Annotated in this window: 21 protein-coding genes and 1 pseudogene; 7 read left to right on the forward strand and 15 right to left on the reverse strand. The window is 72.6% G+C overall.

From position 1 onward, the window contains the following. Positions 1-378 precede the first annotated feature (378 nt). The 13 genes from AC069T_RS15805 to AC069T_RS15865 form a co-directional block, all read right to left on the reverse strand. Positions 379-1,152, reverse strand: coding sequence for an SDR family NAD(P)-dependent oxidoreductase (locus AC069T_RS15805; RefSeq protein WP_478783283.1), 774 nt, complete (start codon positions 1,150-1,152; stop codon positions 379-381). Positions 1,153-1,185: 33 nt separating this feature from the next. Further along, on the reverse strand, positions 1,186-2,766 hold the full coding sequence (locus tag AC069T_RS15810) for an APC family permease (RefSeq protein ID WP_478783284.1): 1,581 nt from the start codon (positions 2,764-2,766) through the stop codon (positions 1,186-1,188). A gap of 187 nt (positions 2,767-2,953) precedes the next feature. Next, the gene (locus tag AC069T_RS15815; RefSeq protein ID WP_478783285.1) at positions 2,954-4,204 is read right to left on the reverse strand and encodes an MFS transporter; all 1,251 of its coding nucleotides are present in this window, start codon (positions 4,202-4,204) and stop codon (positions 2,954-2,956) included. Between the two features lie 2 nt (positions 4,205-4,206). Beyond that, complete coding sequence (locus AC069T_RS15820; protein WP_478783286.1) at positions 4,207-5,652, reverse strand: amidase; 1,446 nt, start codon at positions 5,650-5,652, stop codon at positions 4,207-4,209. Next, complete coding sequence (locus AC069T_RS15825) at positions 5,649-6,896, reverse strand: ATP-grasp domain-containing protein (RefSeq protein WP_478783287.1); 1,248 nt, start codon at positions 6,894-6,896, stop codon at positions 5,649-5,651. The genes AC069T_RS15820 and AC069T_RS15825 overlap by 4 nt, the downstream gene beginning before the upstream one ends. 23 nt (positions 6,897-6,919) lie before the next feature. Then, on the reverse strand, positions 6,920-8,158 hold the full coding sequence (locus tag AC069T_RS15830; RefSeq protein WP_478783288.1) for an ATP-grasp domain-containing protein: 1,239 nt from the start codon (positions 8,156-8,158) through the stop codon (positions 6,920-6,922). Further along, a complete protein-coding gene (locus AC069T_RS15835) occupies positions 8,155-9,357 on the reverse strand; it encodes a 3-deoxy-7-phosphoheptulonate synthase (RefSeq protein ID WP_478783289.1) in 1,203 nt (400 codons plus the stop codon). The genes AC069T_RS15830 and AC069T_RS15835 overlap by 4 nt, the downstream gene beginning before the upstream one ends. Then, complete coding sequence (locus AC069T_RS15840; protein WP_478783290.1) at positions 9,354-10,880, reverse strand: aromatic amino acid lyase; 1,527 nt, start codon at positions 10,878-10,880, stop codon at positions 9,354-9,356. The genes AC069T_RS15835 and AC069T_RS15840 overlap by 4 nt, the downstream gene beginning before the upstream one ends. Beyond that, the gene (locus AC069T_RS15845) at positions 10,877-11,917 is read right to left on the reverse strand and encodes a class I adenylate-forming enzyme family protein (RefSeq protein WP_478783291.1); all 1,041 of its coding nucleotides are present in this window, start codon (positions 11,915-11,917) and stop codon (positions 10,877-10,879) included. The genes AC069T_RS15840 and AC069T_RS15845 overlap by 4 nt, the downstream gene beginning before the upstream one ends. After that, entirely contained in the window at positions 11,914-12,213 is a 300-nt protein-coding gene (locus AC069T_RS15850) for an acyl carrier protein (protein ID WP_478783292.1), read from the reverse strand. Before AC069T_RS15850 ends, AC069T_RS15845 begins: the two co-directional genes overlap by 4 nt. A gap of 101 nt (positions 12,214-12,314) precedes the next feature. Then, a complete protein-coding gene (locus AC069T_RS15855) occupies positions 12,315-12,716 on the reverse strand; it encodes a hypothetical protein (protein WP_478783293.1) in 402 nt (133 codons plus the stop codon). Between the two features lie 54 nt (positions 12,717-12,770). Beyond that, entirely contained in the window at positions 12,771-14,492 is a 1,722-nt protein-coding gene (locus AC069T_RS15860) for a prenyltransferase/squalene oxidase repeat-containing protein (RefSeq protein WP_478783294.1), read from the reverse strand. Next, complete coding sequence (locus AC069T_RS15865; protein WP_478783295.1) at positions 14,489-15,805, reverse strand: phenylacetate--CoA ligase family protein; 1,317 nt, start codon at positions 15,803-15,805, stop codon at positions 14,489-14,491. The genes AC069T_RS15860 and AC069T_RS15865 overlap by 4 nt, the downstream gene beginning before the upstream one ends. Before the next feature lie 183 nt (positions 15,806-15,988). Between AC069T_RS15865 and AC069T_RS15870 the strand changes: the two genes are divergently transcribed. Next, positions 15,989-17,200 (forward strand): AMP-binding protein, encoded by a 1,212-nt coding sequence (locus AC069T_RS15870; RefSeq protein ID WP_478783296.1) that lies wholly within the window; start codon positions 15,989-15,991, stop codon positions 17,198-17,200. An 86-nt stretch (positions 17,201-17,286) separates the two neighbouring features. Further along, positions 17,287-18,165 (forward strand): dimethylargininase, encoded by an 879-nt coding sequence (gene ddaH, locus AC069T_RS15875; RefSeq protein WP_478783297.1) that lies wholly within the window; start codon positions 17,287-17,289, stop codon positions 18,163-18,165. 83 nt (positions 18,166-18,248) lie between these two features. Here ddaH and AC069T_RS15880 read toward each other — a convergent pair. Beyond that, a pseudogene (locus AC069T_RS15880) lies at positions 18,249-19,121 on the reverse strand (LysR substrate-binding domain-containing protein); the annotation flags it as partial. A 361-nt stretch (positions 19,122-19,482) separates the two neighbouring features. Between AC069T_RS15880 and AC069T_RS15885 the strand changes: the two are divergent. The 3 genes from AC069T_RS15885 to AC069T_RS15895 all read left to right on the forward strand — a co-directional run bounded on the left by AC069T_RS15885 (position 19,483) and on the right by AC069T_RS15895 (position 21,640). Then, positions 19,483-19,749 carry a hypothetical protein gene (locus AC069T_RS15885; RefSeq protein WP_478783298.1) on the forward strand — a complete coding sequence of 89 codons (267 nt, stop codon included), beginning with the start codon at positions 19,483-19,485 and terminating at the stop codon, positions 19,747-19,749. A gap of 132 nt (positions 19,750-19,881) precedes the next feature. Continuing rightward, positions 19,882-21,093, forward strand: coding sequence for a helix-turn-helix domain-containing protein (locus tag AC069T_RS15890; RefSeq protein ID WP_478783299.1), 1,212 nt, complete (start codon positions 19,882-19,884; stop codon positions 21,091-21,093). Between the two features lie 88 nt (positions 21,094-21,181). Further along, positions 21,182-21,640 (forward strand): SRPBCC family protein, encoded by a 459-nt coding sequence (locus tag AC069T_RS15895; RefSeq protein ID WP_478783300.1) that lies wholly within the window; start codon positions 21,182-21,184, stop codon positions 21,638-21,640. A 55-nt stretch (positions 21,641-21,695) separates the two neighbouring features. Here AC069T_RS15895 and AC069T_RS15900 read toward each other — a convergent pair whose 3' ends face one another. After that, the gene (locus AC069T_RS15900) at positions 21,696-22,661 is read right to left on the reverse strand and encodes a pirin family protein (protein ID WP_478783301.1); all 966 of its coding nucleotides are present in this window, start codon (positions 22,659-22,661) and stop codon (positions 21,696-21,698) included. A 189-nt stretch (positions 22,662-22,850) separates the two neighbouring features. Between AC069T_RS15900 and AC069T_RS15905 the strand changes: the two genes are divergently transcribed. After that, entirely contained in the window at positions 22,851-23,198 is a 348-nt protein-coding gene (locus AC069T_RS15905; RefSeq protein ID WP_478783302.1) for a tetratricopeptide repeat protein, read from the forward strand. 343 nt (positions 23,199-23,541) lie between these two features. Next, positions 23,542-24,198 (forward strand): peptide deformylase, encoded by a 657-nt coding sequence (locus AC069T_RS15910; protein ID WP_478783303.1) that lies wholly within the window; start codon positions 23,542-23,544, stop codon positions 24,196-24,198. Positions 24,199-24,270: the final 72 nt, after the last annotated feature.

The following is a 24,270-nucleotide window of genomic DNA, read 5'->3' on the forward strand; positions in this document are numbered from 1 at the left end:
CAGGCCGACGGGCCGGCCTGCCTCGGCGGGGACTCCTGGCAGCCGTCCATCCGGGCCCGCAGGACGACCATGTCCCCCGGCTGTGGCAGTGGCGTGCTGCCGGACGACTGGCCCCTGTCGAGATGTGCCTCAACCCGGGCGCCGCATCTGTCGGCGCCCGGGTGGGCATGGCGGACGGCATCGTGTCACCGGGCCGGCACCCGGTCGGCCACGGTTGCCTGGCGGACGAGCCCTGTGCCCCCGTCAGCGGCAGGCTGCTCCGGCCGCTGACGCTGCCTCAAAAGGACGTACGGCTCGGCGGCGCGGGGCATCACTGCCCCGGGCGCGGATCGGCGGCTTCGGCCACGCCGACGCGGATCCAGGGACACCGGACGGCGGTCAGCGGCCCCTTTCGGCACCGCCGTTGACCTGGACGATCTGTGCGGTGACCTGGGAGGCCGACGGGGAGCAGAGCCACTGGACCGTGCCGGCGACGTCCTCGGGGACACCCGCACGGCCGGTGTGGGTCTGGCTCACGAGCAGGTCGTGCCGGGCGCCGGCGTGACCCTCGGTGCCGAAGAACTCGGTCTGTGCGATGTAGCCGGGCGCCACCGCGTTCACGGTCACGCCCTGCGGCCCCAGGGCGGCGGCCAGGTCGTAGACGTACGGGTGCAGCGCCGCCTTGGCGCCCGCGTACGAGCCGGCGCCCGAGCCCCGGTACGCGGCGATCGAGCTGATCATCACGATCCTGCCGCCGGGAGAGGCGATCACCGGGCGGAGGGCCTCGGTGAGCAGGACGGCGGTCAGGACGTTGGCGCGGAAGTTCTCCGTCCAGTGCCAGGATGCTCCGGCCGTGCCCTCGTCCGCTCCCTCGGGGGCACCGATCAGGACGTTGCCGCCGGCCGAGTTGACCAGGACGTCCACCGTCCCGTGGGCGGCGCGCAGTTCGTCCCGTACGCGATCGGCCTCCTCGGGGAGCGTGAGGTCGGCGGGCAGCGCGCGTACCTGGCCGCCCTGTGCCGTGTGGCGTTCGGTGAGTTCCTTCGCCGTGCGGTTCAGCACGTCCTCCCGCCGTCCGATCGCGACGACCTGGGCGCCCTCGGCGGCGAAGGCCGCGCACACGGCACGGCCGATGCCGGTGCCGCCGCCGCTCACTACCACGGTGCGTGTCATGGAAAGCCTCCGAGTCGGGTCTGCCGGGGTCTGTCAGGTCAGGGCACGACGGGCGCCGGAGCGGACACCCCATCGGTGGACGAGCAGGGCTGCGCCGCCCACCGCGACGGAGTCCCAGGGCGCGGGCACCTGCCCGGAACCGCCGGTGGAACCCACGGCCGCCGCGACGAAGAGCAGCAGCAGATAGCCCAGGAACCAGGCACCGGACCGGAGTTCCGCTGTCAGCCGGGCACGGTCCTGACGGTACCTGACGGCGAACAGGATGACGGCGGCCGGCATCAGGGGGATCGCCGCGCGCAGGTGGTGCCAGCCCGCCCAGTGGATCAGCTCCGTGGAGACGACGAACCCGGCGGGCGCGATCCAGCCCATGCCCCGCATCCGCCAGGTGAGCGCCTCGTGGTCCGTCGCGCGGAAGGTGCTCACGGCGACGGAGCAGGCCGCGTAGGTCAGCAGGGAGAGCACCCCGACCACACCGATGATCTCCTGCCAGCCGCGGAAGGGGACGAGGAAGACCGTGGCGAGGACGAAGTTGGCGAGCAGGGTCCGCCGGGGGACGCCGGACGCGGGGTGCACGGAGGCGAAGAAGGAGGGCAGGACGCCGTTGCGTGCGGCTGCGTACGTCTCGCGGCTGCCCGAGGCGACGAAGATGCCGGCGGCGCCGGTCGGCGAGAGGACGGCGTCCGCGTAGATCAGGGTGGCGAGCCAGCCGATGTTGAGGGCCAGCGCGAGCTGGCCGAAGGGCGAGTCGAAGTTGAGCCCGTGCCAGCCGCCCGCCAGCCAGTCGGCCGGGACCGTGACCAGGAAGACCAGTTGGAGGACGGTGTAGAGCACGATCGCCAGGACGATGGCCGTGACGACGGCACGCGGCAGGTCGCGGCGCGGGTCGCGGGCCTCGGCGGACAGCTCGATGGGGGCCGCGAAGCCGTTGAAGGTGTAAATGATGCCCGCGCCGGCCACGGCCGAGAGCGCTGCCGACCAGCCGTACGGGGCGACACCGCCGCCCGCCTCGATACTGTCCGCGTCGAACCCCGCGGCCACCAGGACGGCGATGGTGACCACCGGGACACCGAACTTGAAGACGGTGAGGGCCGTGGTGATCCGGGCGAACAGGCGGACGCCGAACCAGTTGAGGAGCGCGAGCACTGCCAGGAGCGCGACGGCCGCGGCGATGCCCCGCGCCGTGAGCCGTCCGTCCCGGTACAGGCCGGGGACGTAGTGGCCGGCGTACTGCGCGATGGCCGACGCCTCGGCGGCCAGGGCGCTGGCGACGGAGAGCAGGACGGCCCAGCCTATGGCCGTCCCCACCAGGGGCCCGTTGGCCTCCAGGGGCCAGCGGACCATGCCGCCGGCCCGGGGGCGGGTCGCGCCGAGCTGTACGAGGACCAGGCCGACGAGCATCATCGCGGCGCCCGCGAGAGGCCAGGACAGCAGCGCGGCGGGGCCCGCCGTCTGCGCGGCGTAGTAGGCGCTGAAGAGCCAGCCCGACCCGATCATGCCGCCGAAGGCGATGGCGGTCAGGCTCCATCGGCCCAGCTCACGCCGGAGCCCCTCCTCGGGCGGAGTGGCCTGCGGTGCGTGCTTGTCCAGTACGGGGGGCAGGGGCGGTGCGGACATGTGTGGTCTCCGGGTCGGGTGGTCGCGGTCGCGTTTCTGGGCAGGCGCGAGCCGGCCGCGGTGCAGGCCGGGCCCGGGCGCACGGACGGGGTGCGCCGGCGCATGAGGGCCTGGGCGTATGCGCCGGGCGGGCCACGGGCGCGTACGGGCTCGGGTGTGCTGGGCTGTCGGGGCGGGCGGGGTGCGGTCAGCGCGGGGAGCTGGACGCGGGGGTGGGTTCCTCGTCGTGCGGGGCCGGGCCGGGCACGGCCGTACGGCGGGCGAGGAGCACGAGCAGGGAGGCGAGCACGATCGCCCCGACCGCGAACGGGAGCGCGGGGTCGACCTGGTAGAGACTGGTCGCCGCGAGCGGGCCGAGCACCAGGGTGAGAGCGTTGACGGAGGCGCTGAGTCCGGCCGCGCTGCCCTGTTCGTTGGCCTCGACGCCGAGGCTCATCGCCGAGTTGTAGCCGGGGATGGCGAGACTGTGGCCGAGCCCGGACAGGGTGACGGCGGCCAGGAAGACCGGCAGCGAGTCGGCCACGCAGATGACGACGAAGGCACCCGCGGTCAGCGGCACGCCCACGCGGAGGAGGCGCTGCGGCCGCCACGCCAGCTTGGGGATGATCACGCCCTGGACGACGAGCATGGGCAGGCCGCCGGCCAGGAGCACCATGCCGGAGAGCTCCACCGTCCGCGCCGTGGTGAGGTCGAGCCGGTCCATCAGCAGGAATCCGATGCTGGACTGGAGCAGGCTGGTGGAGAGGTAGATGCCCGCGCCGGACACCAGGAACCTGCGGATGCGCGGGTCCAGCGGGCTGAGTCGCCCCGGTGCCGCCTTGCGGCCGGTGTGCCGTTCCTCGGCGGGCAGCCAGACCCAGACCACGACGCCGACGAGGCCGATCAGCGCGGGCGCGGTGTAGAGGGCGGGGAGCATTCCGAGGTCGCCCAGGAGGCCGCCGAGCCCCGGTCCCAGGACGAGCGCGAGGCCGATGGCGGCGCCGACACGGGCGATTCCCTTGACCCGTTCCTCCTCCTCGACGGTGGTGTCGGCGACGTACGCCTGCGCCGCGACGGGCAGGGCCGCGAGGGAGCCGCCGAAGAGGATGCCGCGGGCCAGCAGCAGCAGGACGAAGACGGTTGTGGCGCCCAGGACGCCGCGCAGGCCCAGATGGGCGAAGACGGCGAAGGCCGCGAGACCGAGGGACGCGCCGAACAGGGCCACGACCATGAGGGGCTTGCGGCCCCACGCGTCGGCGCGGCGGCCCCACAGGGGGCTGACGAGCGCGACCACGGCGGCGGACGCGCTCATCACCATGCCGTACTGGAACTCGCTGATGGACAGCTCCCGCGCGAGCGGCGGCAGGATCGGAGTCAGGATCTGCTGGCCCGCGTACCCGCCGAAGACAGCGAGGTGGAGGAGGCCGACGCCCCCGGCCTTCTGACGTGTGGTGGCCATGGTCACTCCTTCGAAGCGCCGGGTACGGGTGGGACGTCGACGCCTCGGGGGCGCAGTCGGAGGTCGCCGAGTGTGTCGGACACGTCCCGGGCCGCCGCGATGAGCGCGCCCTCCCGGTGCGGGCCCGCCACGAGCTGCATGGCCACGGGCGCGTCGGACGCGGGGTCGACACCGGTGGGAAAGGTGATCGCGGGGAGTCCGGCGAAGCTGGCGACGGGGGTGAAGCCGATCTCCCGGTCGTAGCGGGGATCGCCCGGTACGGGGATCGTGGAGGCGGCGGGGGGCACCGTTCCGCGCGGTCGGGGCAGCGCCGGGTCGAGCGGCAGCAGCCAGGCGTCGATGCCCCGGTCGGCGAAGTGGGCCGGCAGTGAGGCACGCAGCCGCGTCATCCGGTCCCGGATGGCGGCGTACTCCTCGTCCCCGACGTCGGCGCCGGCGCGCAGCGCGGCGAACGTCGAGTCGAGGAGGTCGTCCTCGATGTGGGCGCGCCAGTGCTGGAACCCGTCCCAGGCGTCGCGGGCGCACAGTTGCCAGGCGTCGGCGCGGCAGTCCCAGAGCTCGCCGAGGTCCGCCTCGACCACGTCGTGCCCCGCGGTGCGCAGGAGTTCGGCGGTGTGGACGACGGCCCGGGTGATCTCCGGGTCGAGCACGCCTGGGCGGCTCAGCTCGCGTGGGACGCCGACGCGCAGCCGGCCGCCGGTGGGCACGGGCCCGCCGAGCCCCATGTGCGGCCAGGCGAAGGCCAGGTCGTCGGCGGTGCGCGCGACCCAGCCGGGCGCGTCCATGGCGGGCGAGAGCGGAAAGACCCCGGGCAGGTTGCGCGGGTGGTGGGTGACGCGCAGTCCGACGACGCCGCAGCGCCCGGCGGGCCAGCGCACGGAGCCCAGAACGTCCGTGCCGAGTGAGACGTCGCAGATGTTCGCGGCCACGGCGACCGCGGAGCCGGTGCTGGACCCGGCGGGGTCGATGTGCGGGAAGTACGGGTTCACGCATCCCGAGCCGACGCCGATGTTCAGTTCGGTGGTGACCACCTTGGCGACGACCTCGGCGTTGGTGACGTCCCGCAGGACGGCGGCCGTGGTGCGCGGGTGGTGCCGGTAGTGGCGCAACCCGAGCCGGGTGGCGAACCCCTGTACGTCCACGGTGTCTTTGACACCGAGCCGCAGGCCGCCGGTCGGTACGCGCAGTTCGGCGCAGGCCCGGTAGTGGCCGTCGGCACGGGCCGCCCAGTGCGCGGCGCGGGCGCGGAACTCCTCGGCGCCGATCTCCCCCGCGGCCAGGAGGCGGTGGCGCTCGGACAGGGGCAGGGCGAGGATCTCGGGCAGGGCGTCGCCGGCGGTCGTGGTGCCCAGGAAGTCGCTGATCGCCCGGGGGGTGGTCGCGGACGCGGGTGCGGCAGCCGTCCGGGGAGCGGGGACGGCCGGGCCGGTGTCGGGTCGGATGCTCATGACAGTTCGTAGAGCCCCTCGCCGTCGAGGAACCGCAGGGTTCCGTAGTCGCGGAGGACGACCTCGGCGACCTCGTGCCGCAGGTTGACGATCATGGGGTAGGTCAGGTCGTCGACCGTGGGCCGGATCTGGCCGCCGGGTTCCACGAGGGGACGGATCTCGTGGAGGCTCTCCAGTTTGCCGATGGTGTCCATGTGCCGGATCCGCTTCAGCGTCCCGGACTTGGGCGAGATCATGGCGACGGAGGCGAAGTGCTGTTCGACGACGTAGTCGCTCAGGCGGCGCTGGTGGAAGCGCTCCGGCGCCACGTAGGCGTCGACCGTCCAGTCGATCTGCGAGGAGCCGGTGCCGAGGCTCGCGTAGTACGGGATGTCACCGCCCGCGATCCGGGCCCCGGCCTCCACCAGGCAGGGACCGTCCGGGGTGAGTTTGACCTCCAGATGGCCGGGGCCGTGCCGGATGCCGAGGGCGTCGAGGACCTCCTCGGCGTAGCGGCCGAGCACCGTGCCCTCGGGCGAGCGGCGGGCCAGCAGGTGCACGGAGTCGCAGAGGTCGAGGACGCCGTTGGCGGTGATGCGGGTGGTCTTCCAGATGTCGGTGACGTGGTGGTGTCCGTCGCGGCTCACGGTGTTGACGACGTATTCGCCGCCCACCAGATATTCCTGGGCGACGACGCCTTCGTTGTCGACGGAGAAGAAGTTCTCGGCGCGGGCCAGCGCCCGGTAGGCGTCGACCGACTGGTCCGGAGTGTCGCAGAAGTGGATGCCGTCACCGCCCGTCGAGCGGATCGGTTTGACCACGACGCGCCGGCCCAGCTTGGCGTGCCAGTCCCGCAGTTCCGCCTCGTCGGTGACCAGGATCTGCTCGGAACCGTGGACGCCGGCCTTCTTGACGGTCTCCACCATCGTGTACTTGTCGCGGCGCGCGGGGCTCAGGGCCGTGCCGTTGGTGGGCAGGGACATGGCCTCGCTGAGAACGTCGGCGAACTCGACGCCGAACTCGCCGCCGGGCACCACCGCGACGGGTTCGTACGCGGACACGGCACGCACGGTCTCGGCCAGGTCGCCCCGGTGCACGATGTTGGCGGCGTAGTTGTCGAGGCTGAAGGTCGACCGGTACACCTTCGGCACCTCGGGTGTGCTCTGCACGCGGACGCAGGCGTAGCCGGCCTTGACGAACTCCGGGGCGAGGCGTCGGGTGGGGTGGTAGGCGTCGACGATGACGACGTGGCCCTTGACGGACATGGGGGCTCTCCAGGGTGCGGGGGTCAGTGTACGGGGGTCAGCGCGAGGGGCTCGGCGCTCACGCGGAAGGCGGCGGCCGTCGTGGTCAGCGCGTGCTCGACGGCGGCGGAGCCAGCAGCCCGGAACCGGAAGCGTCCGCCGACGTGCTCGTAGTAGGCGTCGGCCGCGGGAAGCACCTCGCCGGGCTTGAGGAGCACTTCGGCGTAGGGCCCAGGTTCCCGGCCCGTCATGGGCGTGACCTCGGTGACACGGCACGGCCGGGCCTCGGGCGCCGGGACGAGCAGCCAGCCGCCGACCTGTTCCGCGGGCGCCGGACCCACGGGGTGCACCGGCAGGCCGAGTTGGAGACGGAAGGCGGCTTCCATCAGGTCGTACCCGTGCAGTTCCCGCCAGATGAAGGGGATCTCGGCGCCGCCGATGCGTGCCCCGACCTCCAGGAAGCGGCACGTGCCGTTCCGGGCGTCGACGAACACCTCGAGGTGGAAGGGGGTGGGCCGGTCCGTGAGCGCGGCAAGGGCCGCGCGCGCGTGCTCGCCGACGGGGGCCAGGACCGCCGGGTCGTCTTCCTCGACGGACCCGAGGAAGGTGCCTTCGCGAAAGCCCAGGCAGGTGTTGACGTAGCGGGAAGCGCGCCAGCACATCAGCTCCGCGCCGTCGAAGATCCCGTCGACGTGGTAGATCGCGTCGGGCAGGAACTCCTGGACGAGCATCGGCTCGGCCCAGTCGTATCCGTCGAGCTCGTCGGGTTCGCGGACCAGGAGCACACCCGCGCTGGAGCTGCCGACACGGGGCTTGAGCACCACGGGCCAGCCGTGCGTGGCGGCGAAGGCGGCGACCTCGGCGGCGCCGGTCACGGCCGCGCTCGCGGGAGCCGGGACACCGGCGGCTGCCACGGCCTCGACCATCAGGTGCTTGTCGCGGAATCGCAGCAGGTCCTCGGGGCGGTCACCGGGGCAGTCCCATTCGACGCGCAGCGCGGCGCCGATGAGCAGGTCGTCCTCCTTGAGGGCGACGATCCGGTCGGGTCGGCCGTGGCGTGCGGCCAGGAGGCGTACGGCGGCGCGGACTTCGTCGAGGTCGTCGGTCCTGGCCACGGTGACGATGTCGGCGGCCGCGGCGGGTATCGCCGGGAGCGCCACCTCGGTCGCGACATAGGTGACCGTGTGGTCGCCGTGGTCGAGGTAGTGGCCGTATTCGGCGTAGCGCTCCTGCCATCGCGTGACGATCACGACGTGCGGGCGGGGAGTGTCAAGGGTGGTCACGGGGTGTCCTTTCGCGCGAGCAGGTCGGCCGTCGCCATGAGCAGGCCGCGAGCCTGGGCGGGGGCGAGGCGCGGGTCGCAGGTGGACCGGAAGCGGGGCAGCCCGTCGGTGGCGAGGCGGGCCGGGTCGTCGACGCACTCGGTCACGTCGTCGGGTGTCATCTCGACGTGCAGGCCGCCGGGGGGTACGCCGTGGGCGCGCAGCACGGCGAAGAAGTCGGTGACCTCGCGCAGCACGTCGGTCAGTACGCGGGTCTTGCGGCCCGAGGAGTGGCGGACGGTGTTGCCGTGCATCGGGTCGCACAGCCAGACCACGCGGCCGGTGAAGTCGGCCGCGGCCTCGACGAGGGCGGGCAGGCGGCGGGCGGTCTCGGCGGCTCCGAGCCGGGTGATGAGCGACAGGCGCCCGGCGCCGTGGCCCCGGGTGAGCCGTTCGCACAGTTCGTGTACGTCGTCCGGGGACGCGCCGGGGCCCAGTTTGACGCCGACGGGGTTGTTCACCGTTTCGGCGAACCCTACGTGCCAGCCGTCGAGTTGACGGGTGCGCTCGCCGATCCAGAGCATGTGCGCGGAGGAGCTGTAGTGACCTCCGGCCTCGGTGTCCTCCCTGACGAGGGGGCTCTCCAGGTCGACGAGCAGTGCCTCGTGGCTGGTGTACACGGAGCCGGCGGCGGCGTCCTCGGCCAGGTGGCCTTGGAGCAGGAGGGTGTCGAGGCACGCGGCGGCGTGGTCGTAGGCGGCGCGCAACCGTGCCGGGTCGGGGCGGCGCGCGGCGGGGTCCGCCGCCGGCCGGTTGACCGCGTCGCCCCGGTAGACGGGCAGCACGGTGCCGTCGGCGAGGGTTTCGACGGCTTGGGAGCGGGGCTTGGCGTACTGTCCGGCGAACCGGCCGATCCGTACGACCGGCAGGCCCGCGCGGGTGGTCAGCAGCTCCGCCAGAGCGGACAGTTGGGCGGCCTTGGCGGTGATCCTCGCGGGCGCGGAGTCGAGGAAGGGTTCGGCGCAGTCGCCGCCCTGGAGGACGAAACGGCTGCCCTGCGCGGCGCGGGCCAGCTCGGCACGCAGCCGGTGCACGGCGCTCGCGTCCACGAGGGGCGGCAGCGCGGCGAGGTCCGCGCGGACGTTCTCGACGAGGCCGTCGCAGGTCCATGGGGGTTGCTGGGCGGCGGGCAGGCGGATCCGGTGGGGTGCTGTCGTCATGTGCGCGGTCCCTGGGGAGTCGTGAAGTGGCGTTCGAGCCGTCGGGCGGTGGCGGCGACCTCGCCGGCCAGGGGCCGGTCGCGGTCCAGGGGGGTCCAGTCGGAGGCGAGGTGCCGCCAGACGCCGTGCGCGGGAGCGGTCCCGCTCAGGCGGGCCAGCTGGTTGAGGGCGAGGGCGAGGGAGGCGACGATCCACCAGGCGCGGTCCAGGGCGGTGGACACCGCGTTGGCGCTGTTGAGAGCCAGCGGCACGTGGTCCTGGTTGCCGAGGTTGGTGGGGACCGGGGTGAACGAGGCGGGATAGCCGTGCTGGCGGATCGCGCCCAGGTGCGAACCGGCGGCGATCTGGACACTGGCGAACCCGCTCTGGCGCCCGGGGGCGGGTGTCAGCATGGGTGGGAGGCCGCCGTTGTGCTGCGGGTCGAGGGCGAGGTGAAGCTGGCGTTCGGCCAGGTAGGCGAGCTGGTGCAGGCACAGCATGTGCTGCTCGCTCGCCAGGGCCACGGGTGCGGCGTGGAAGTTGCCGCCGTGCAGAACGTCGTCGTCGACGAAGACGGGGTTGTCGGTGGTGCCCTCTCCTTCGGTAATCAACACCTGGCCCTGGAAGCCGAGTTGGTCGAGTACGGCGCCCACGACCTGCGGGGCGCAGCGCAGTGAGTACGGTTCCTGGAGGCGGCGCGCTGCGTCCTCGGTGCGGACGACGGCGCTGCGGGCCTCACGGATCAGGGCGGCGGCCTGTCGCTGCCCCCGGTGCCCCCGGACGGCGGAGAGGCGGTCGTCGTAGGGCTCGGGGCTGCTGCCGAGGAGTCCCGCCAGGTGGCCGGTTCCGGCGGCCACGGCGTGGGCCAGGGCCTGGAGCCGTACGTGGTTGTGCAGGGCGCGGGCGAGAGACGCGCTGGTGCCGTTGGCGAAGGCGAGGGCGGAGCGGGCGTCCCAGTGGACCGGGGCGGCGCCCAGCGCGCGCAGCGCCTGGGCCGCGGGCTCCTGCCGCCAGCTGCCGTCCGGGGCGCGCCGCCAGGCGTCGCCTTTCCCTGCCGCCGCTTGTGCCGCGTGGGCCAGTGGGACGAGGTCGCCGCTGGCGCTGAGGCTGCCGTCCTGGGGCACGACCGGGGTGAAGCCCTGGTTCCACTGGGCGGCGAGGGCGTCCCAGACGTCGACGGCGACGGCGGAGCGGCCCAGGGACATGCTGCGCAGCCTGAGCCAGACCATGGTCCGGGTGACCTCGGGCGTCAGGGCCGGGCCCTGACCGGTGGTGAGGTGATCGAGCAGCCCGGCTCCCTGGACGTGCGGGTCGTGGTCGGCGTCGTAGGAGACCAGTGGACCGAAGCCCTTGGTCAGGCCGTAGACGGGGCGGCGGGCGGCGATCTCGGCCAGTGACGCGCGGCTCGCGGCGAGGCGGGCGCGGTCTTCGGGCCCCAGGGCGAGGACCCGGTCCGGTCCGGCGGCCCGGAGAAAGTCCGGGACCGCGGTGTCGGGTGCGGTGGGGGCCCCGGCGAGGGACGGAAGGGCGGGTGATGCCGTCATGCCACCCTCGTCGTTGTCGGGGAAGTCGTGGTGGGAGGGGTGGTGAGCCTGTTCAGCAGGGGTTTCCCGGTGGCGGAGCGGGCGATCCGGTCGACGCGGTGGACGGCGCCGGGAAGGGGGCAGCCCGGGAGCGCGGCGCTGAGGGCGGTACGGATGGCCTGCGCGTCGATACGGGCGGGTCCCGCGGTGTGGAACAGGTCGTAGCGCTCACCGCGCACGGGGTCGCCGGTGGTCGTGCACACCACCTCGGTGCCGGGGAAGGCGGAGGCGACCGCGTCCTCGACGGCGCCGAGGTCGCAGCGGACCCCGTTGACTTTGATCATCCGGGAGGCACGTCCGCGCCACTGGAAGGAGCGGGGTCCGACCGGGGTCACCGTGTCGTCCATGGTCCACGCGGTGAGGGGGCGGTCGCAGCCGTCGCGCCGGGCGAGCCGGGGGCCGCGCACGGTGAGCCGGTCGTCGTCCTCCACGTCGGCGACGACGTCGTCCAGGAGCTGCCAGGGTGTCTTGGCCCCGGGGTGGTCCGCCAGGCGGCGCAGGGCGACCGCGCCGGTCTCGGTGGAGCCGAAGACCTCGACGGCCGTGAACGGTGTGCCCCGCCGGTCCCGCACCAGGTGGCGGGCGGCGTCGGTGACGGGTCCGGTGCCGTGGAGGGCGACCGCTCCCGGGTGGTCGGCGGTGGACGGCACCAGGGAGCGCAGGACCAGCCAGCTGGACGGCAGGCAGACGAAGAGGGTACGCAGTCCGGGGCGCGGGGCCGGCACGCTCACGGGGTCGTCCCAGGCCCGCACGACGGGGACGCCGAGGAGGCCGGGCAGGACGACGCCGAAGAGGCGCCCGAAGAGGTGGCGTGGCGGGGCGAAGCAGACGACCTGCTCCACTGTGCCGAGCGCCGTCCGGGCCACCAGCAGGGCCTCGTCGCGCAGTTGTCCGGGGGTGCGCCACCAGCGCACCGGGTCGCCGCTGTGACCGGAGGTCTCGAAGGGGACCTCGGCCACCGCGCGGTCGGTGGCGGCGGGGGCGGAGACGGGAGTCACGAGGAGGCTTCCAGGGCCGTGCGGTCCTCGATCAGGTCGCGTACGAAGGCGGCGATGCGTCCCACCGTGGCGAAGACGTGCCGGACGTCGTGGGCGACGAAGTCGACCTCCACGTCGAATGCGGCCTCGACACGCGAGACGCACTCCAGGGCGGTGAGGCTGTCGTAGCGGTCGCCGAGGGCCCGGGCCAGGTCGGCGTCGTCCGTGACGGCCGCGAGGGCGTCCCCCAGGACGGGCCTGAGGGCGGCCCGTACCTGCGTGGTGAGTTCGTCGAGGGCGGGGACGGTCGTGGTCATGAGGGGGTCCTGCCTTTCAGGAGCGGCGGCGCTGGTCAATCCGTGGATCGGAGAGCCATGAGGTCCGGGCACGGCGGGCGCGCGGGAGGCCTCTCGACGGCTCAGGGAACTCGCGGGGTCGCCGCGAGCCGGAGGCGTCCTGCGTCGGCCAGGTGGACGAGCGAGGGGTCGGTGGGACGGAACTCGATGTAGAGGAAGGGAGTCCGCTCGGTCATGCCGAGCGCCGCCGCGATCTCCTCCGCCAGGTCGGAGCGGAAGGTCGCGTCGCGGTCCGGGCCCACGCACACGGTCACGCGTGCGTGGTGCAGGCCGTTCTCGACGGCGGGCAGCGCCTCGGCGGACATCCCACCGCTGAACAGCGAGTGGGGTTCGGCGGTGGTGAAGTGCACGACGACGTGACCGGCGGGCACACCACGGGCGGTCAAGTGCCGGGTGAGCCGGATGGCCACGGCCCGCCGCGCGGGCACTGTCAGTTCGGGGGCGAGGATGTCAATGGTGGGCATGGGTGCCTTCGGTGGGCCTCGGGGACGCGTTGGCCGGGGTGACGGGGACAGGCATCAGGACAGGACCAGGTCGGGCAGGGACCCGGTGGGGCCCTGCCCGGCCCGGTGCCGCAGCAGCGTGCCCAGGCAGTCGGCCAGGGGGCCGCCCGTGGCGGGGGCCAGCGGCGTCCAGGCCGTGCCGTCGGCGGTGTGGACGCGGTCGACGAAGCGGCGTAGGTGTTCGGGGTCGAGCGCGACACCGAACAGGTCTGCGGTCGCCACCGCTTCGTACGTGGACAGCAGGTCGGGCATGCGCGAACCGGTGTCCGCCCAGCCGCCGCCGCGCACCCGGTGGGCGTCCAGGACGGCACGGACGGGAGCGTCGTCCAGGTGCCCGAGCGCGTGGCGGACACGCAGGGCGCGCAGGCGCGCGCGTGCCCCTTCGCCCGGGCCACGGGCGGCGAAGGCCTCCAGGGCGTCGGCGTCGAGTACGACGCTCACGTCGGCGCCCAGCAGCCGGACGACGGCGACGGCGGCGGCCGTCGACAGGGAATCGGAGCCCCTGCCCTCCCAGAACCCGAAGCCGCCGTCGGGGTTCTGCAGGGAGCGGAGCCAGCCGAGGACGCCGGCGCGCTGCCCGGCGTGGCGTTCGGGGTCGGCGAAGACCCCGGCGGTGAGGCCCCACAGGGTGCAGCGGATCTCACTGCCCCGCCCGGGCATGTACATCAGGCCCGCCTCGTTGGGCAGCAGGCACCCTTCGAGCCAGGCCCGGTGGGCGGGTACGGCGGGGTCGTCCGGGTGCGCGAGGACGGCGGCGGCGGTGGTCAGCGCGTCGGCGGCGAGGGCCGGTTCGCGGTAGGTGTAGCCGCCGCCGGGGCAGGCGAGTTCCGCGATGCGGCGCACCACGTCGTCGGCGATGCCGGTGACGTCGGCGCCGACACCGACGAGCGCACCGACGGCGCAGAAGGACGCCCACACGTCCTCGACCGCGTAGCCCTCCCACCGCACGAACGCCCGCCCGGGGCCGCGCAGGGCATGTACCCACGGCTCGATGTCGTACGTGGGCATCGCGCCGAGGAGACGCAGGGCGGCGACCGACCGGTAGGTGGCCCACATGCACGGGGTCCTGGCGTCGGGAGAGAACCGGAAGCCGCCCTCGGGGGCCTGTTGGGCCTGGATCCAGGCGACCAGGCGCGCTACGTCCCACGGGGGGCGTACGGGCTCCTGGGCGTTCAGCGCGGCCCAGGCGGCGGCGCCGTAGTGGCAGGCACGCACGTCGGCGGTGGTGTGGCCGGGGCTCCAGGAGAGTCCGCCGTCCGCGGTCTGGAGGCCATGGAGCCAGGCCAGCAGGCGCTCCCGGTCGGGAACGGTGGAGCGGGCGGGACCCAGGGCGGTGCGGGTGGAGAAGTGGGTGGCCCAGACCTCGGCGTCCTGGCCGGGCGTCATGGCGTACGCGTCGCCGGTCCAGGTGGTGGCGAGCCATGCGGCGGTCGCGTCCGGTTCCGGGACGGGGTGGCCGAGATCGGTGAGCGCCTGGGTGCAGTAGAAGGTGGCCCAGGCGTCGGAGGGCATGCCGACGGACCACGCGTAGCCGCCGTCGGCGTTGCGGCGGCCGCTCAGGTAGCGGGCGGTGGCGTCCGGAGCGGTGGCGTCGGCGGTCCGGCCGAGCCAGGCGAGGGTGCGCGTCGCGGCGTACGTGCACCACAGGTCGGGATCGCCCAGGACGGCACCGCCGGGAGCAGGGGACGCGGCGCGGGTGGACTCGGGGGACACACCGGTGGCGGCGGGGGCGGTCATCGGGCGCTCTCCACGACGCGTACGTTGGTGCGCTTCCAGCTCTTCTGCGATCCCCCGCTCTTGGTGGTGGAGGGCAGCGCGTTGAGGAAGGCGACACCGTCCCAGGCGAAGCCCAACCGGTGCCGGCAGGCCTCCTGCACGGAGTCGGCGTCGGCGGCTTCGGAAGTGCGGTCGGAGCCGGGCACGCGTTCCAGGAGGAGCCGGGCCTGCGTGCCCGCCTCGTCGACCTCGACGAGATAGCCGGTGGCCGACGTCAGCCCGTAGACGATCTCCTCCACGTCCCGGATCGCCAGGTCCGCGCCCCGTATGCGCAGGCCGTCGCTGGACCGGCCGCGGACGACGATCGTGCTGCCGGGGGTGGCGCAGTCGCACCGGTCGCTGCTGATCTCCACCTCGTCGCCGGTGTCGAGGCGCAGCAGCGGGCGGGCGTGCAGGTTGAGGGGGGTGACGACCAGCCGCCCCGCGCCGTCGGCCGGCAGGGGCGTCGTGCGTTCGCCGTCCGTCAGCTCGAAGTAGTGGGCGTGGGTGAGCAGGTGGAGGTTCCCGGCAGGGCAGGTCGCGGCGAGGGTGCCGGTCTCGGTGCTGCCGTAGCTCACGTCGTGCGCGGCGGCGTCCCACCAGGTGCCGAGCCGGGTGCGCAGAGCCGGGGTGCTGACCTCGCCGAGAAGCATCAGTTTGGATATGGAGTCGCGGAGTCCGGGCAGCGTGCCGCGCTGGACGAGCAGGCGGGTGAGCTGCATCAGCACACCTGGGGCCGCGAAGACGGCGGTGGGCCGCAGGGTGGACCACAGGTCGCTCAGGCGGTCCCAGTCGGAGATGCCGGTGGCGAACGGGTACATCCGGGTGTGCGGAAGTCCGAGGTACTCACAGACGCCGACGATGAGGTCGGCGACCGGCACGATGTCGGAGGGCAGCAGGATCGCGACCCGGTCGTCGGCGTTCAGGACGGAGCGCCACGCCTCGGCGACGGAGACCGTGTTCCACACGATGTCCTCCAGGTGGCGCGGGGTGGGGGTGACCCGGCCGGAGGTGCCCGTCGTCTCGTAGTACTTGGCCGCCTCGGCCAGCTCTCCCACCGCGAAGCTCCAGGGGTCCTGCTTCAGCCGGTCCTTCGGGGTGACCGGCAGCCGCTCGAAGCTGTCCCAGGAGAAGGCACCGATGTCCCGGAAGGCCTGGGACTTGGCGGCTCGCGCCCATGCCGCGGACAGCTTGCGGGTGTGGAAGTCGGCGGTGGGCGGGTGCCGTCGTGCCCACCGGGCCTCCTCCTGTGCCTGTCGCAGCAGCCTCAGTCCCGCTTCATCTCGGATCAACATGCTTTCTTCCCAACTCGCTGTGGCATGTGGGCAACTCGATGACGCGCGCTCCGAAGAATTCAGCCACACCCCCTGTCACGCGTCCAATAACCATCTCGAATCAACGCGCGATAAGCAGCACTGATCACGTGAGTTGGAAATCTGCTTGGACAGCGGATGGCGCCGCCGGGCCTACTTGCTGACATGACGAAGAACAATGCGGCGCTCTCCGTTCCCGCCCTGCTGGAACGCATGGCGGAGATTCCGTCCCTCAGTGACCGGTACGACGACGCGCGGGCCCTAGCCGATCCGGCACTGCGAGATCTGCCGATCCTCACGAAGGACGATTTCCGGGGCGCTCTTCCCGATGTCCTGCGTGTCGCACGGTCGCGGCGGCACGGTTCGATCGTCCTGGGGAGCGGCGGGACCACCTCGACCCCGAAGCTGAGCTTCATCGCCAGCGGCCAGCTGATCGAGGCGATCGCAGCCGAGTGGAGTCCGCTGGACCACCAGGACGTCCTCGTGAACTACGACACCCCCGGCCGGCTGTCCTCGTCGCACAACTTCTTCAACGCGGTGGCCCACCGGGCCGGCGCCGTGACGATCCCGCTGGGCGCGGTCGACGAGGCACAGCTCGGCGAGTGGCTCGACTTCGTTGGTCTGCTCGACGCGACCGCCCTGAACGCGACGCAGAGCCAGATAGGCAACCTGCTGGAGTTCTACGAGCGTACGAACCGCAGGCCCCCGGCCTTCAAGAAGCTGCTGTGGACGGGCGAACCGTTCGGCGAGCGCGCGCTGGAGACCGTCCGCCGGGTCCTTCCGGACGCGGAGCTGCACGGTGTGTACGGGTCGACGGAGACCTGGGTGATCGGGCACAACGGGCCCGCCTGCGCCCTGGACACGTTCCACCTCATGCCCTACCAGCACGTCGAGCTGGAGGACGGGGCCATCCTCGTCACCAACCTGCACCCGGAGTGCGTCAACCCGGTGGTGCGCTACCGGCTCGGCGACCTGGGCGAGTTCGTTCACTGCGCGTGCGGCCGGGCGGACACCGCGCTGCGGGTCGTGGGCCGTGACGACCCGCAGATGAAGTTCCTGAGCATCCTGGTCACCCCGCAGGAGATCGTCGAGGCGACCCGGCTGCACCCGGCGGTCGGCGACGTGCAGATCGCGCTGTTCGATCACGGCTCCCCCGCGGAGCGGATGGAGCTGCGGATCAAGACCGCCCAGGGCGCCGACCCGGCCGAGGTCGAGTCGGAGGTGCGCCGCACGGTCCTCACCCGGGTCTACCGGCTCGGCTACGAGGTGGAGACCGAAGCGCCCCACGCGTTCGCGGTCCGGGCGGTCGAGCGCTTCACCGTCAACGAGCGGTCGAACAAGACGCCGCTGGTCGTCAAGGACCAACCGCTGCCCTGACCCCGCCGGGGGCGTCGTCCGGACCGCCCCCGCACCGAGGACATCCGTTCCGGGACCCGCCGACCCGACTCGAGAGAAGAGTTTCCATGACCGAGCGCACTGCCCGCACCGCTGTTCCGCGTCGTTATCTCATGTGCCGGCCCACACACTTCGAGGTGACCTATTCCATCAATCCGTGGATGAATCCCGAGAAGCCGGTCGACCGCGAATTGGCCGTCCTTCAGTGGGAGCGCCTCCGTGAGATCTATCTGGAACTCGGGCACACCGTCGAATTGATCGAGCCGGTGCCCGGCCTGCCGGACATGGTGTTCGCCGCGAATGGCGCCACCGTCGTGGACGGGCGCGTGCTCGGCGCCAAGTTCCGCAACGAGCAGCGCGTCGCCGAGGGACCCGCGTATTCCCGGTGGTTCCGCGAGAACGGATTCCCCGAGGTGCGGGACCCGGAGTTCATCAACGAGGGTGAGGGCGACTACCTCGTCACCGGGAACTGGGTGCTGGCCGGTTGCGGGTTCCGTACCGATCCCGCCTCGCACCAGGAGGCCCAGGACTTCTTCGGCCGCCCGGTGATCGGTCTGCGCCTGGTCGATCCGCGTTTCTACCACCTGGACACCGCGCTCGCGGTCCTGGGCGACGACGAGATCATGTACTGCCCGGAGTCGTTCTCACCGGGCAGCCGGGCGGTGCTGCGCCGCCTGTTCCCGGACGCCGTCCTGGTCTCGGCCCAGGACGCCGGCGTGTTCGGCCTCAACGCCGTCTCGGACGGGTACAACGTCGTCCTGCCCCAGGCGGCGACAGGTCTCGCGGAACAGCTCACCGCGCGCGGTTACAACCCGATCGGCATCGACCTCTCGGAGCTCCTCAAGGCCGGCGGAAGTGCCAAGTGCTGCACCCTGGAGATCCGCAGTGCCAGTTCGGAGGCCTCGGAGCGCGCGGCGACGCCCGCGCGCACGGCCTGCGTGGTGTGACGCGGGCGCTTCGCCACCTCGGCGGGAGCCTGCTGCTCCCGCCGGGCGGGGCGCGGCCGCTGGTCCGTCGCGGAGGCCATGAACGACAGGAAGGCCCGCAGGGCGGACTTGGTGTTGTCCTTGCGCCACACGAGGGCCAGCGGCACGGTGGGCGCGCCCTCCAACGGGCGGAGTGCCACGCCGGGTACGTCCAGCAGGGCGACGGCATCCCGGGTGACCAGGGTCATGCCGTGCCCCTGCGCGACCGCCATCAGCATGTGGACCTCGTCGGGCTCCTCCCGGACGATGCGCGGGGTCCGGCCCACGGGATAGACGGCCTGGATGATCGACTCCCATAACCCGCCCGACTCGCGGGGGAAGTAGACGAGGGGGTCCGCGGCGACGTCCTCGAACCGGATGGCGGGTTGACCGGCCAACGGATGAGCGGCGGGGAGGGCGACGAGGATCTCCTCGTGGCCCACGCCGAGGAGCCCCAGGTCCTGCCCCAGGTCCACCGGCGGCCGCACGAAGCCCACGTCCACGCGGCGGGTGCGCACGCGTTCCACGTTGAAGGAGCTGAAGCCGGCCGAGGTCCGCAGGTTGATGTGCGGGCGGGCCGCGCGGAACGCTGCGGTCAACTCGTGGGCCTGGCCGAGGCTCGCGGAGGCCGTGTGGGCCAGAGTCAGGGTCGCGTGGTGCCGGTCGACCATGTCGTTGGCGAAGCCCTTGACCTCCTCGGCGTGCGCCACCAGACGCTTCGCCCTGGGCAGGAGCTCCTCGCCGATCGCGGTCAGCGAGACCAGTTGGCGCGACCGGTGGAAAAGGGGAGCGCCGATCTCGCGCTCCATCACCTTGATCGCCTGAGAGAGGCCGGGCTGCGAGATGTGGAGTCTCTTCGCCGCTCTGCCGAAGTGGAGTTCGTCGGCCACAGCGATGAAGTACGTGAATGCTCGAATGTCCACGGGTGCAACCTCCATGCGCGCCCGACGGCGCCCGTAGCGGTGAGGAGGGGGCCGTCCCGTCCGCCTGCCCACCGGTGGGGCGGGCCTGCCACGGCTGGTGGATCGGCGTCCCGGTGCGCCGGGAAAGTCCCGGATGCGCCGCTGACGCCTGCTCCTCCCCTTTGCGGAGCGTTCCGGACCCGTCGTCCCCCAAGATCTCCAACTGGTTCACCTTGAAAATAAGCAAGCCAGTCAAGCCTTGTCAAGGATTGACTACACTCGGCAAGGGCTCCTAGCCTCGGCATGCGGCCCCGCGCCACCGAAGAAGGACGAGCGTCCGGACCGACCCGCAGGGCCGGAGCCCCGGACGCACCCGACCCAGGAGAGAAGAACTGCCATGCGCCTCGCCCACAGCCTCGCCACCCTGGCCACGCTCACGGCGGCCACGCTGCTCACCATCGCCTCGGCACACGCGGAAGCGGCCCCCGACCGCCCGGCAGTCGCCATCACGCCCCAGGAGATCGAGTGGCCGGCGCCGGGCCGGGCGACCCCGCTGGACATCGAGTGGCCGGCGCCCGGCCGGGCCATCTCATCGGAGATCGAGTGGCCGGCGGCGGGCCCGGCGACCCCGCTGGACATCGAGTGGCCGGCTCCGACACCGTAAGGATCCATCCCCACCGACCGGGGACCGGTTGATGCGCATCGACCGGGCGGCACCTTCATTCTTGACAGCCCGAGTAAAGGATCGATAATGTGTTGACAAATCGAGGACGGGGCTGTCCGTAAGGAATAGAAGATGCTTGAGCAGCCGGCATTCGGCCGCCGCCTCCGTCAGCTCCGACAGCAGCAGGGGCTCACTCAGGCCAGCCTCACCGGTCCCCGCATGTCGGCCGCTTACGTGTCGCGACTGGAGGCGGGGTCCCGCCCGCCCACACCGCAGAGCGTGGAACTTCTCGCCGCGAAACTCAACGTTCCGCTCAGTATGTTCGACGAGGTCGAAGCCACCGGCCTCTCGGACATCCTCGCCACCACGGCGGCACTGTGGGAGTCGGCCGACAAAGGCGAACTCCGGCTCCAGCTCGAACAAGCACTGGAGACCGACAGCGAGGCCGATCCCACCCTGCGGTGGCAGGCGTACGCCCAACTCGCCAAGCTTCAGTGCGAGGAAGGGCAGCGCCGGGAGGAGTACGACAACCTCCGGCATCTCGTACAGGTGAGCGAGGAGCTGGGGCACCCCGTGCTCCTCGTCCATGCCCGCTTGCGTCTCGCGCGATGCCAGCGATCCCTCGGCCGCATCGACGACGCTCGCGCCACCGCGCGGGACGGTCTGCGTCTCGCGCAGGAGGCCGGTCTCGGCACCGGCGACACCACCCGCCTCCGGATCCTGCTCGTCTCCACCGCGGCCGAACTGGGCGACCTCGCCGAGGCGAAGCGCATGAGCGACGACATCTGCGCCTCTCTCGGCGACCGCACGGGCTCCCTCGCCGCAGAGGCCTGGTGGGCCGCGGCCACCGTCACCACCCGCATCGGCGACCACAAGCGGGCGGGCCTGCTTCTGGACAGGGCCCTCGCGGCGGTCAGCAGCCGTGAGGACCTCTCGCTGTGGGTGCGCCTGCGGCTGGCAGCCGCCGCGCTCAAGCTCCAGGCCGGTCCCCTGCGCCTCGACGCCGTCGAGCACTATCTGGCGGAGGTCAAACCTGCCCTCGACCTGGTGGGAACCCCGGCGAACCAGCAGGAGTACACCTTCCTCACGGCCCAACTCCGTTACGCCCGAGACGATTTCGCGACGGCCCGCACCCTCTGCGACAGCATCGCTCAGGACACGCTCCTGCTCAGCTACCGCGACCGGATCCGCTACCGCATGCTGGGCGCGCAGATCCGCTTGGCGGAGGGCGACACGACGGCGATCGCGGACCTCACGGCACTCGCGGAGCAGGCACAGGACGCGGAGATGATCGATCTGGCGGCCGAGGTGTGGAGGACGGCCGCGCGGGCGCACGCGCACTGAGAGGTCCCGGGAGATCGCGGCCTGCGGCTCGGGTCCTTACGATGAGCATGGTGGTCAGTCTCGGCGCCTTCGGTGGAGGAGGTTCGCGATGACGCACGACGGCGGGCTGAGGCTGCATCTGGAGCGTGTCCTGCGCGCATCGCGCCCGGACGCGTTCCGGGCCCTGACCGAACCGCGGGAACTGGTCAAGTGGTGGGGCCCTGACGGGTTCACCATCCCGAGCATGGAGAGCGACCTTCGGCCAGGCGGTGGCTACCGGATCGCGATGCGGCCTCCGGAGGGCGATCCGTTCTGCCTGGTGGGGGAATTCGTCGAGGTGGACCCTCCGGAACGCCTGACCTACACCTTCCGGTGGGAGGAACCCCATCCCGAGGACCGGGAGACGGTGGTGACGCTGTCGCTTCGCGAGATCGGCGGCACACGGGTCGAGTTGGTCCTCGACCAGGGCGACTTCGCCACCGAGGGGCGCCGTGTTCTGCACGAGGAGGGCTGGTCCCAGAGTCTGAACAAGCTGGCGGAGCTGATGTCGTCGGCTGCCTCGGCCTGAGACGTCCGCCGCGGGGAGGGGCCCGCGGCAGACTTCCGTGACGGACCCCGGAGGGTCAGCGCACCCTGCCGCGCGGCTTCAGCGGCACCGGCGGTAGCGCGGGCGCGGGCAGCGGACCGCCGTCGAAGCCCTTGACCTCACCGAAGCGGGAGCCGGTCATCCAGTCCTCGCGGGCCTGCTCGATGTCCCGCTGGGTGCGGCCGATGAAGTTCCACCACATGATGAGCTCCTCCTCGAAGGGCTCTCCGCCGAGGAGCATCAGTCCGGCGTCGGACTCGGCACGCAGGGGGAGTTCACTGCGGCCGCAGCCGAGGTAGAGCATCGAGCCGGGCAGCAGCGGGACCCCGTCGACGTGCGCCTCGCCGGACATGGAGAGCACGGCGTACTCGAAGTCCGGCTCCATGGGCAGCCGCAGGTCGGCGCCGCGGGTCAGGCTCAGGTCGGCGCCGACGATCGGGGTGTACGTCGTTCCGGGCGAGGTCGCGCCGTCGACACTGCCGAGGATGAGGGTGGCGGTGAGGCCGGGGGCGGTGACCGTGGGCAGTCCGGCGTGGTGCTCGAAGCGCGGGTCGGTGTGCCGGTGCCCGTCCGGGAGGGCCACCCAGAGCTGCGCGCCGTGCAGGAGGCGCGTGTGCGACCTGGGGCTCTCCTCGGAGTGGCTGATGGCACGGCCCGAGGTCATCAGGCCCAGCTCCCGCGGGCGGATCGTCTGCAGGCTGCCGGTCGAGTCGCGGTGCAGCACCTCGCCCTCGTGCAGCCAGCTGACCGTCTGCAGACCCATGTGCGGGTGCGGCGGGACCTGCATGCCGGGCTCGTCCGCGATGTCGTCGGGTCCGTAGTGATCGACGAAGCACCAGGCGCCGACCATGCGGCGGCCCAGGTTGGGCAGCAGCCGGCGGACCTCGGTGGCCTCGCCGAGCTGGACCCGGCGGGGGCTGAGGAGTTCACGCACCGGCTCCGCCACCACGAAACCACGGCCGCCGCACAGTGCGGGAACCGCCTCGCGATCTAGATTGCTCATGGCGCCCAACCTAGTCCGGTCCCGGACCTGTCGTCAGCCGGCCGGCCCGCCCATTGCGGGGCACTTGAGCACAAGCCAGACGGCATACGCGTTTCATCCCGTCCCGGCCGAGGTCCGGCGGCCCGAACCCGCATAGTAGTGGAATATTCAACCATCTGCTCTCGTTGTCGCCGCCGAAGGAGGTCAGCAGTGGACATGACGTACTACGACCACGGGACGGCCGCGGAGCGCTGGGAGCGCGCGCGGATGTTCTTCGACGCCAGGGACTTCGCGGCTGCGGCGCGGGTGCTGGGCGGGCTGGTCGAGGAGGTGCCGGAGCAGGTGGGTCCCCGGCTGCTGCTGGCGCGCTCGTACTATCACTCGGCCCAACTTCGGCGCGCGGAGGCCGAGTTGAGGATCCTCGTCGAGCGCGAACCGGTCGAGCACTACGCCCGGCTGATGCTGGGCCGGACCCTCGAACGCCAGGGCCGGCACGAGGAGGCGGAGTCGCACCTCAGGATCGCCTCGGCGCTCGCGGGGGACTTCGACCGTATGTGACCGCCGGACTCCCCTGCGGTCGCGCCACGCCCTGGGAGGTCACCCGAGGAGGCCGGGAGCCCAGCGCCCGGCCGGTCACCCGAACGACCGGCCGGGCCGCGGTCCCCGGCCCCTTCCTGCCAGGAGCCGTCCGTCCTCCGTGCCGCCACCGCCCTCACCGGCACCCCCGGGGTCCGTGCCCGGCGCATACCTCGCAGCGGGAAGCGCGCGCAGCACCCGCACGCCGGCCGGGGACAGCGCGGCGACGAAGCCCCGGCCGCCGGGGCAGCGCCCTCGGCTTGGGTGGGCGATCCCGCCGTGGCCTCGCCTCGCGCCGTGCCGCCCGGCTTGGCATCCTGGCCCGATGGCATCCGAACACGACCCCGGCCGCTCCCGCTCCTTGACCGACCAGGTGGAGGAACTCCTCTCCCGCGCGGGCCCGTTGCCGATCGTCGCCGCCGGTGAACCGGTGCTGCGGCGCGAAGCCGAGCCCTTCGACGGCCAGTTGGACGCGAAGCTGCTGGACCGCTTCGTGACCGCGCTGCGCGAGACGATGCACGCGGCGCCCGGCGTGGGGCTCGCCGCGCCACAGGTCGGCGTACCGCTGCGGATCGCGGTGCTCGAGGACCCGGCGCCGGTGCCCGAGGAGGTGCGGCTGGCGCGCGGCAGGGTGCCGCAGCCGTTCCGGGTGCTGGTGAACCCGTCGTACGAGCCCGTCGGCGCCGACCGGGCCGCGTTCTTCGAAGGATGCCTCAGTGTGCCGGGCTGGCAGGCGGTGGTGACCCGGCCCGCCCGGGTCAGGCTCACGGCACGGGACGAGCACGGCCGCGCGGTGGACGAGATCGTCACCGGCTGGCCCGCGCGCATCGTGCAGCACGAGACGGACCACCTGGACGGCACGCTCTACCTGGACCGCGCGGAACTGCGCTCGCTGTCCTCGACCGAGGCGGTGGCGCGGCGCTGGGCCCAGCCGACTCCGCGTGAGGCCGCGGCGGCCCTGGGTTTCGGACTGCCGGGCTGACCGGGCGCGTCCACGGGACTGACCAGGACCGCTGGGCCGACCAGGACGCGTCCAGGGGACTGACCAGTACTG

It is taken from the genome of Streptomyces sp. NPDC043867 (assembly GCF_056435845.1).

What these genes read in the sequence shown, in the direction of transcription:
- AC069T_RS15805 (WP_478783283.1), bottom strand. Translation starts at nt 1,152, where the DNA reads ATGACACGCACCGTGGTAGTGAGCGGCGGCGGCACCGGCATCGGCCGT.
- AC069T_RS15810 (WP_478783284.1), bottom strand. Translation starts at nt 2,766, where the DNA reads ATGTCCGCACCGCCCCTGCCCCCCGTACTGGACAAGCACGCACCGCAG.
- AC069T_RS15815 (WP_478783285.1), bottom strand. Translation starts at nt 4,204, where the DNA reads ATGGCCACCACACGTCAGAAGGCCGGGGGCGTCGGCCTCCTCCACCTC.
- AC069T_RS15820 (WP_478783286.1), bottom strand. Translation starts at nt 5,652, where the DNA reads ATGAGCATCCGACCCGACACCGGCCCGGCCGTCCCCGCTCCCCGGACG.
- AC069T_RS15825 (WP_478783287.1), bottom strand. Translation starts at nt 6,896, where the DNA reads ATGTCCGTCAAGGGCCACGTCGTCATCGTCGACGCCTACCACCCCACC.
- AC069T_RS15835 (WP_478783289.1), bottom strand. Translation starts at nt 9,357, where the DNA reads ATGACGACAGCACCCCACCGGATCCGCCTGCCCGCCGCCCAGCAACCC.
- AC069T_RS15840 (WP_478783290.1), bottom strand. Translation starts at nt 10,880, where the DNA reads ATGACGGCATCACCCGCCCTTCCGTCCCTCGCCGGGGCCCCCACCGCA.
- AC069T_RS15850 (WP_478783292.1), bottom strand. Translation starts at nt 12,213, where the DNA reads ATGACCACGACCGTCCCCGCCCTCGACGAACTCACCACGCAGGTACGG.
- AC069T_RS15855 (WP_478783293.1), bottom strand. Translation starts at nt 12,716, where the DNA reads ATGCCCACCATTGACATCCTCGCCCCCGAACTGACAGTGCCCGCGCGG.
- AC069T_RS15860 (WP_478783294.1), bottom strand. Translation starts at nt 14,492, where the DNA reads ATGACCGCCCCCGCCGCCACCGGTGTGTCCCCCGAGTCCACCCGCGCC.
- AC069T_RS15865 (WP_478783295.1), bottom strand. Translation starts at nt 15,805, where the DNA reads ATGTTGATCCGAGATGAAGCGGGACTGAGGCTGCTGCGACAGGCACAG.
- AC069T_RS15870 (WP_478783296.1), top strand. Translation starts at nt 15,989, where the DNA reads ATGACGAAGAACAATGCGGCGCTCTCCGTTCCCGCCCTGCTGGAACGC.
- ddaH (WP_478783297.1), top strand. Translation starts at nt 17,287, where the DNA reads ATGACCGAGCGCACTGCCCGCACCGCTGTTCCGCGTCGTTATCTCATG.
- AC069T_RS15885 (WP_478783298.1), top strand. Translation starts at nt 19,483, where the DNA reads ATGCGCCTCGCCCACAGCCTCGCCACCCTGGCCACGCTCACGGCGGCC.
- AC069T_RS15890 (WP_478783299.1), top strand. Translation starts at nt 19,882, where the DNA reads ATGCTTGAGCAGCCGGCATTCGGCCGCCGCCTCCGTCAGCTCCGACAG.
- AC069T_RS15895 (WP_478783300.1), top strand. Translation starts at nt 21,182, where the DNA reads ATGACGCACGACGGCGGGCTGAGGCTGCATCTGGAGCGTGTCCTGCGC.
- AC069T_RS15900 (WP_478783301.1), bottom strand. Translation starts at nt 22,661, where the DNA reads ATGAGCAATCTAGATCGCGAGGCGGTTCCCGCACTGTGCGGCGGCCGT.
- AC069T_RS15910 (WP_478783303.1), top strand. Translation starts at nt 23,542, where the DNA reads ATGGCATCCGAACACGACCCCGGCCGCTCCCGCTCCTTGACCGACCAG.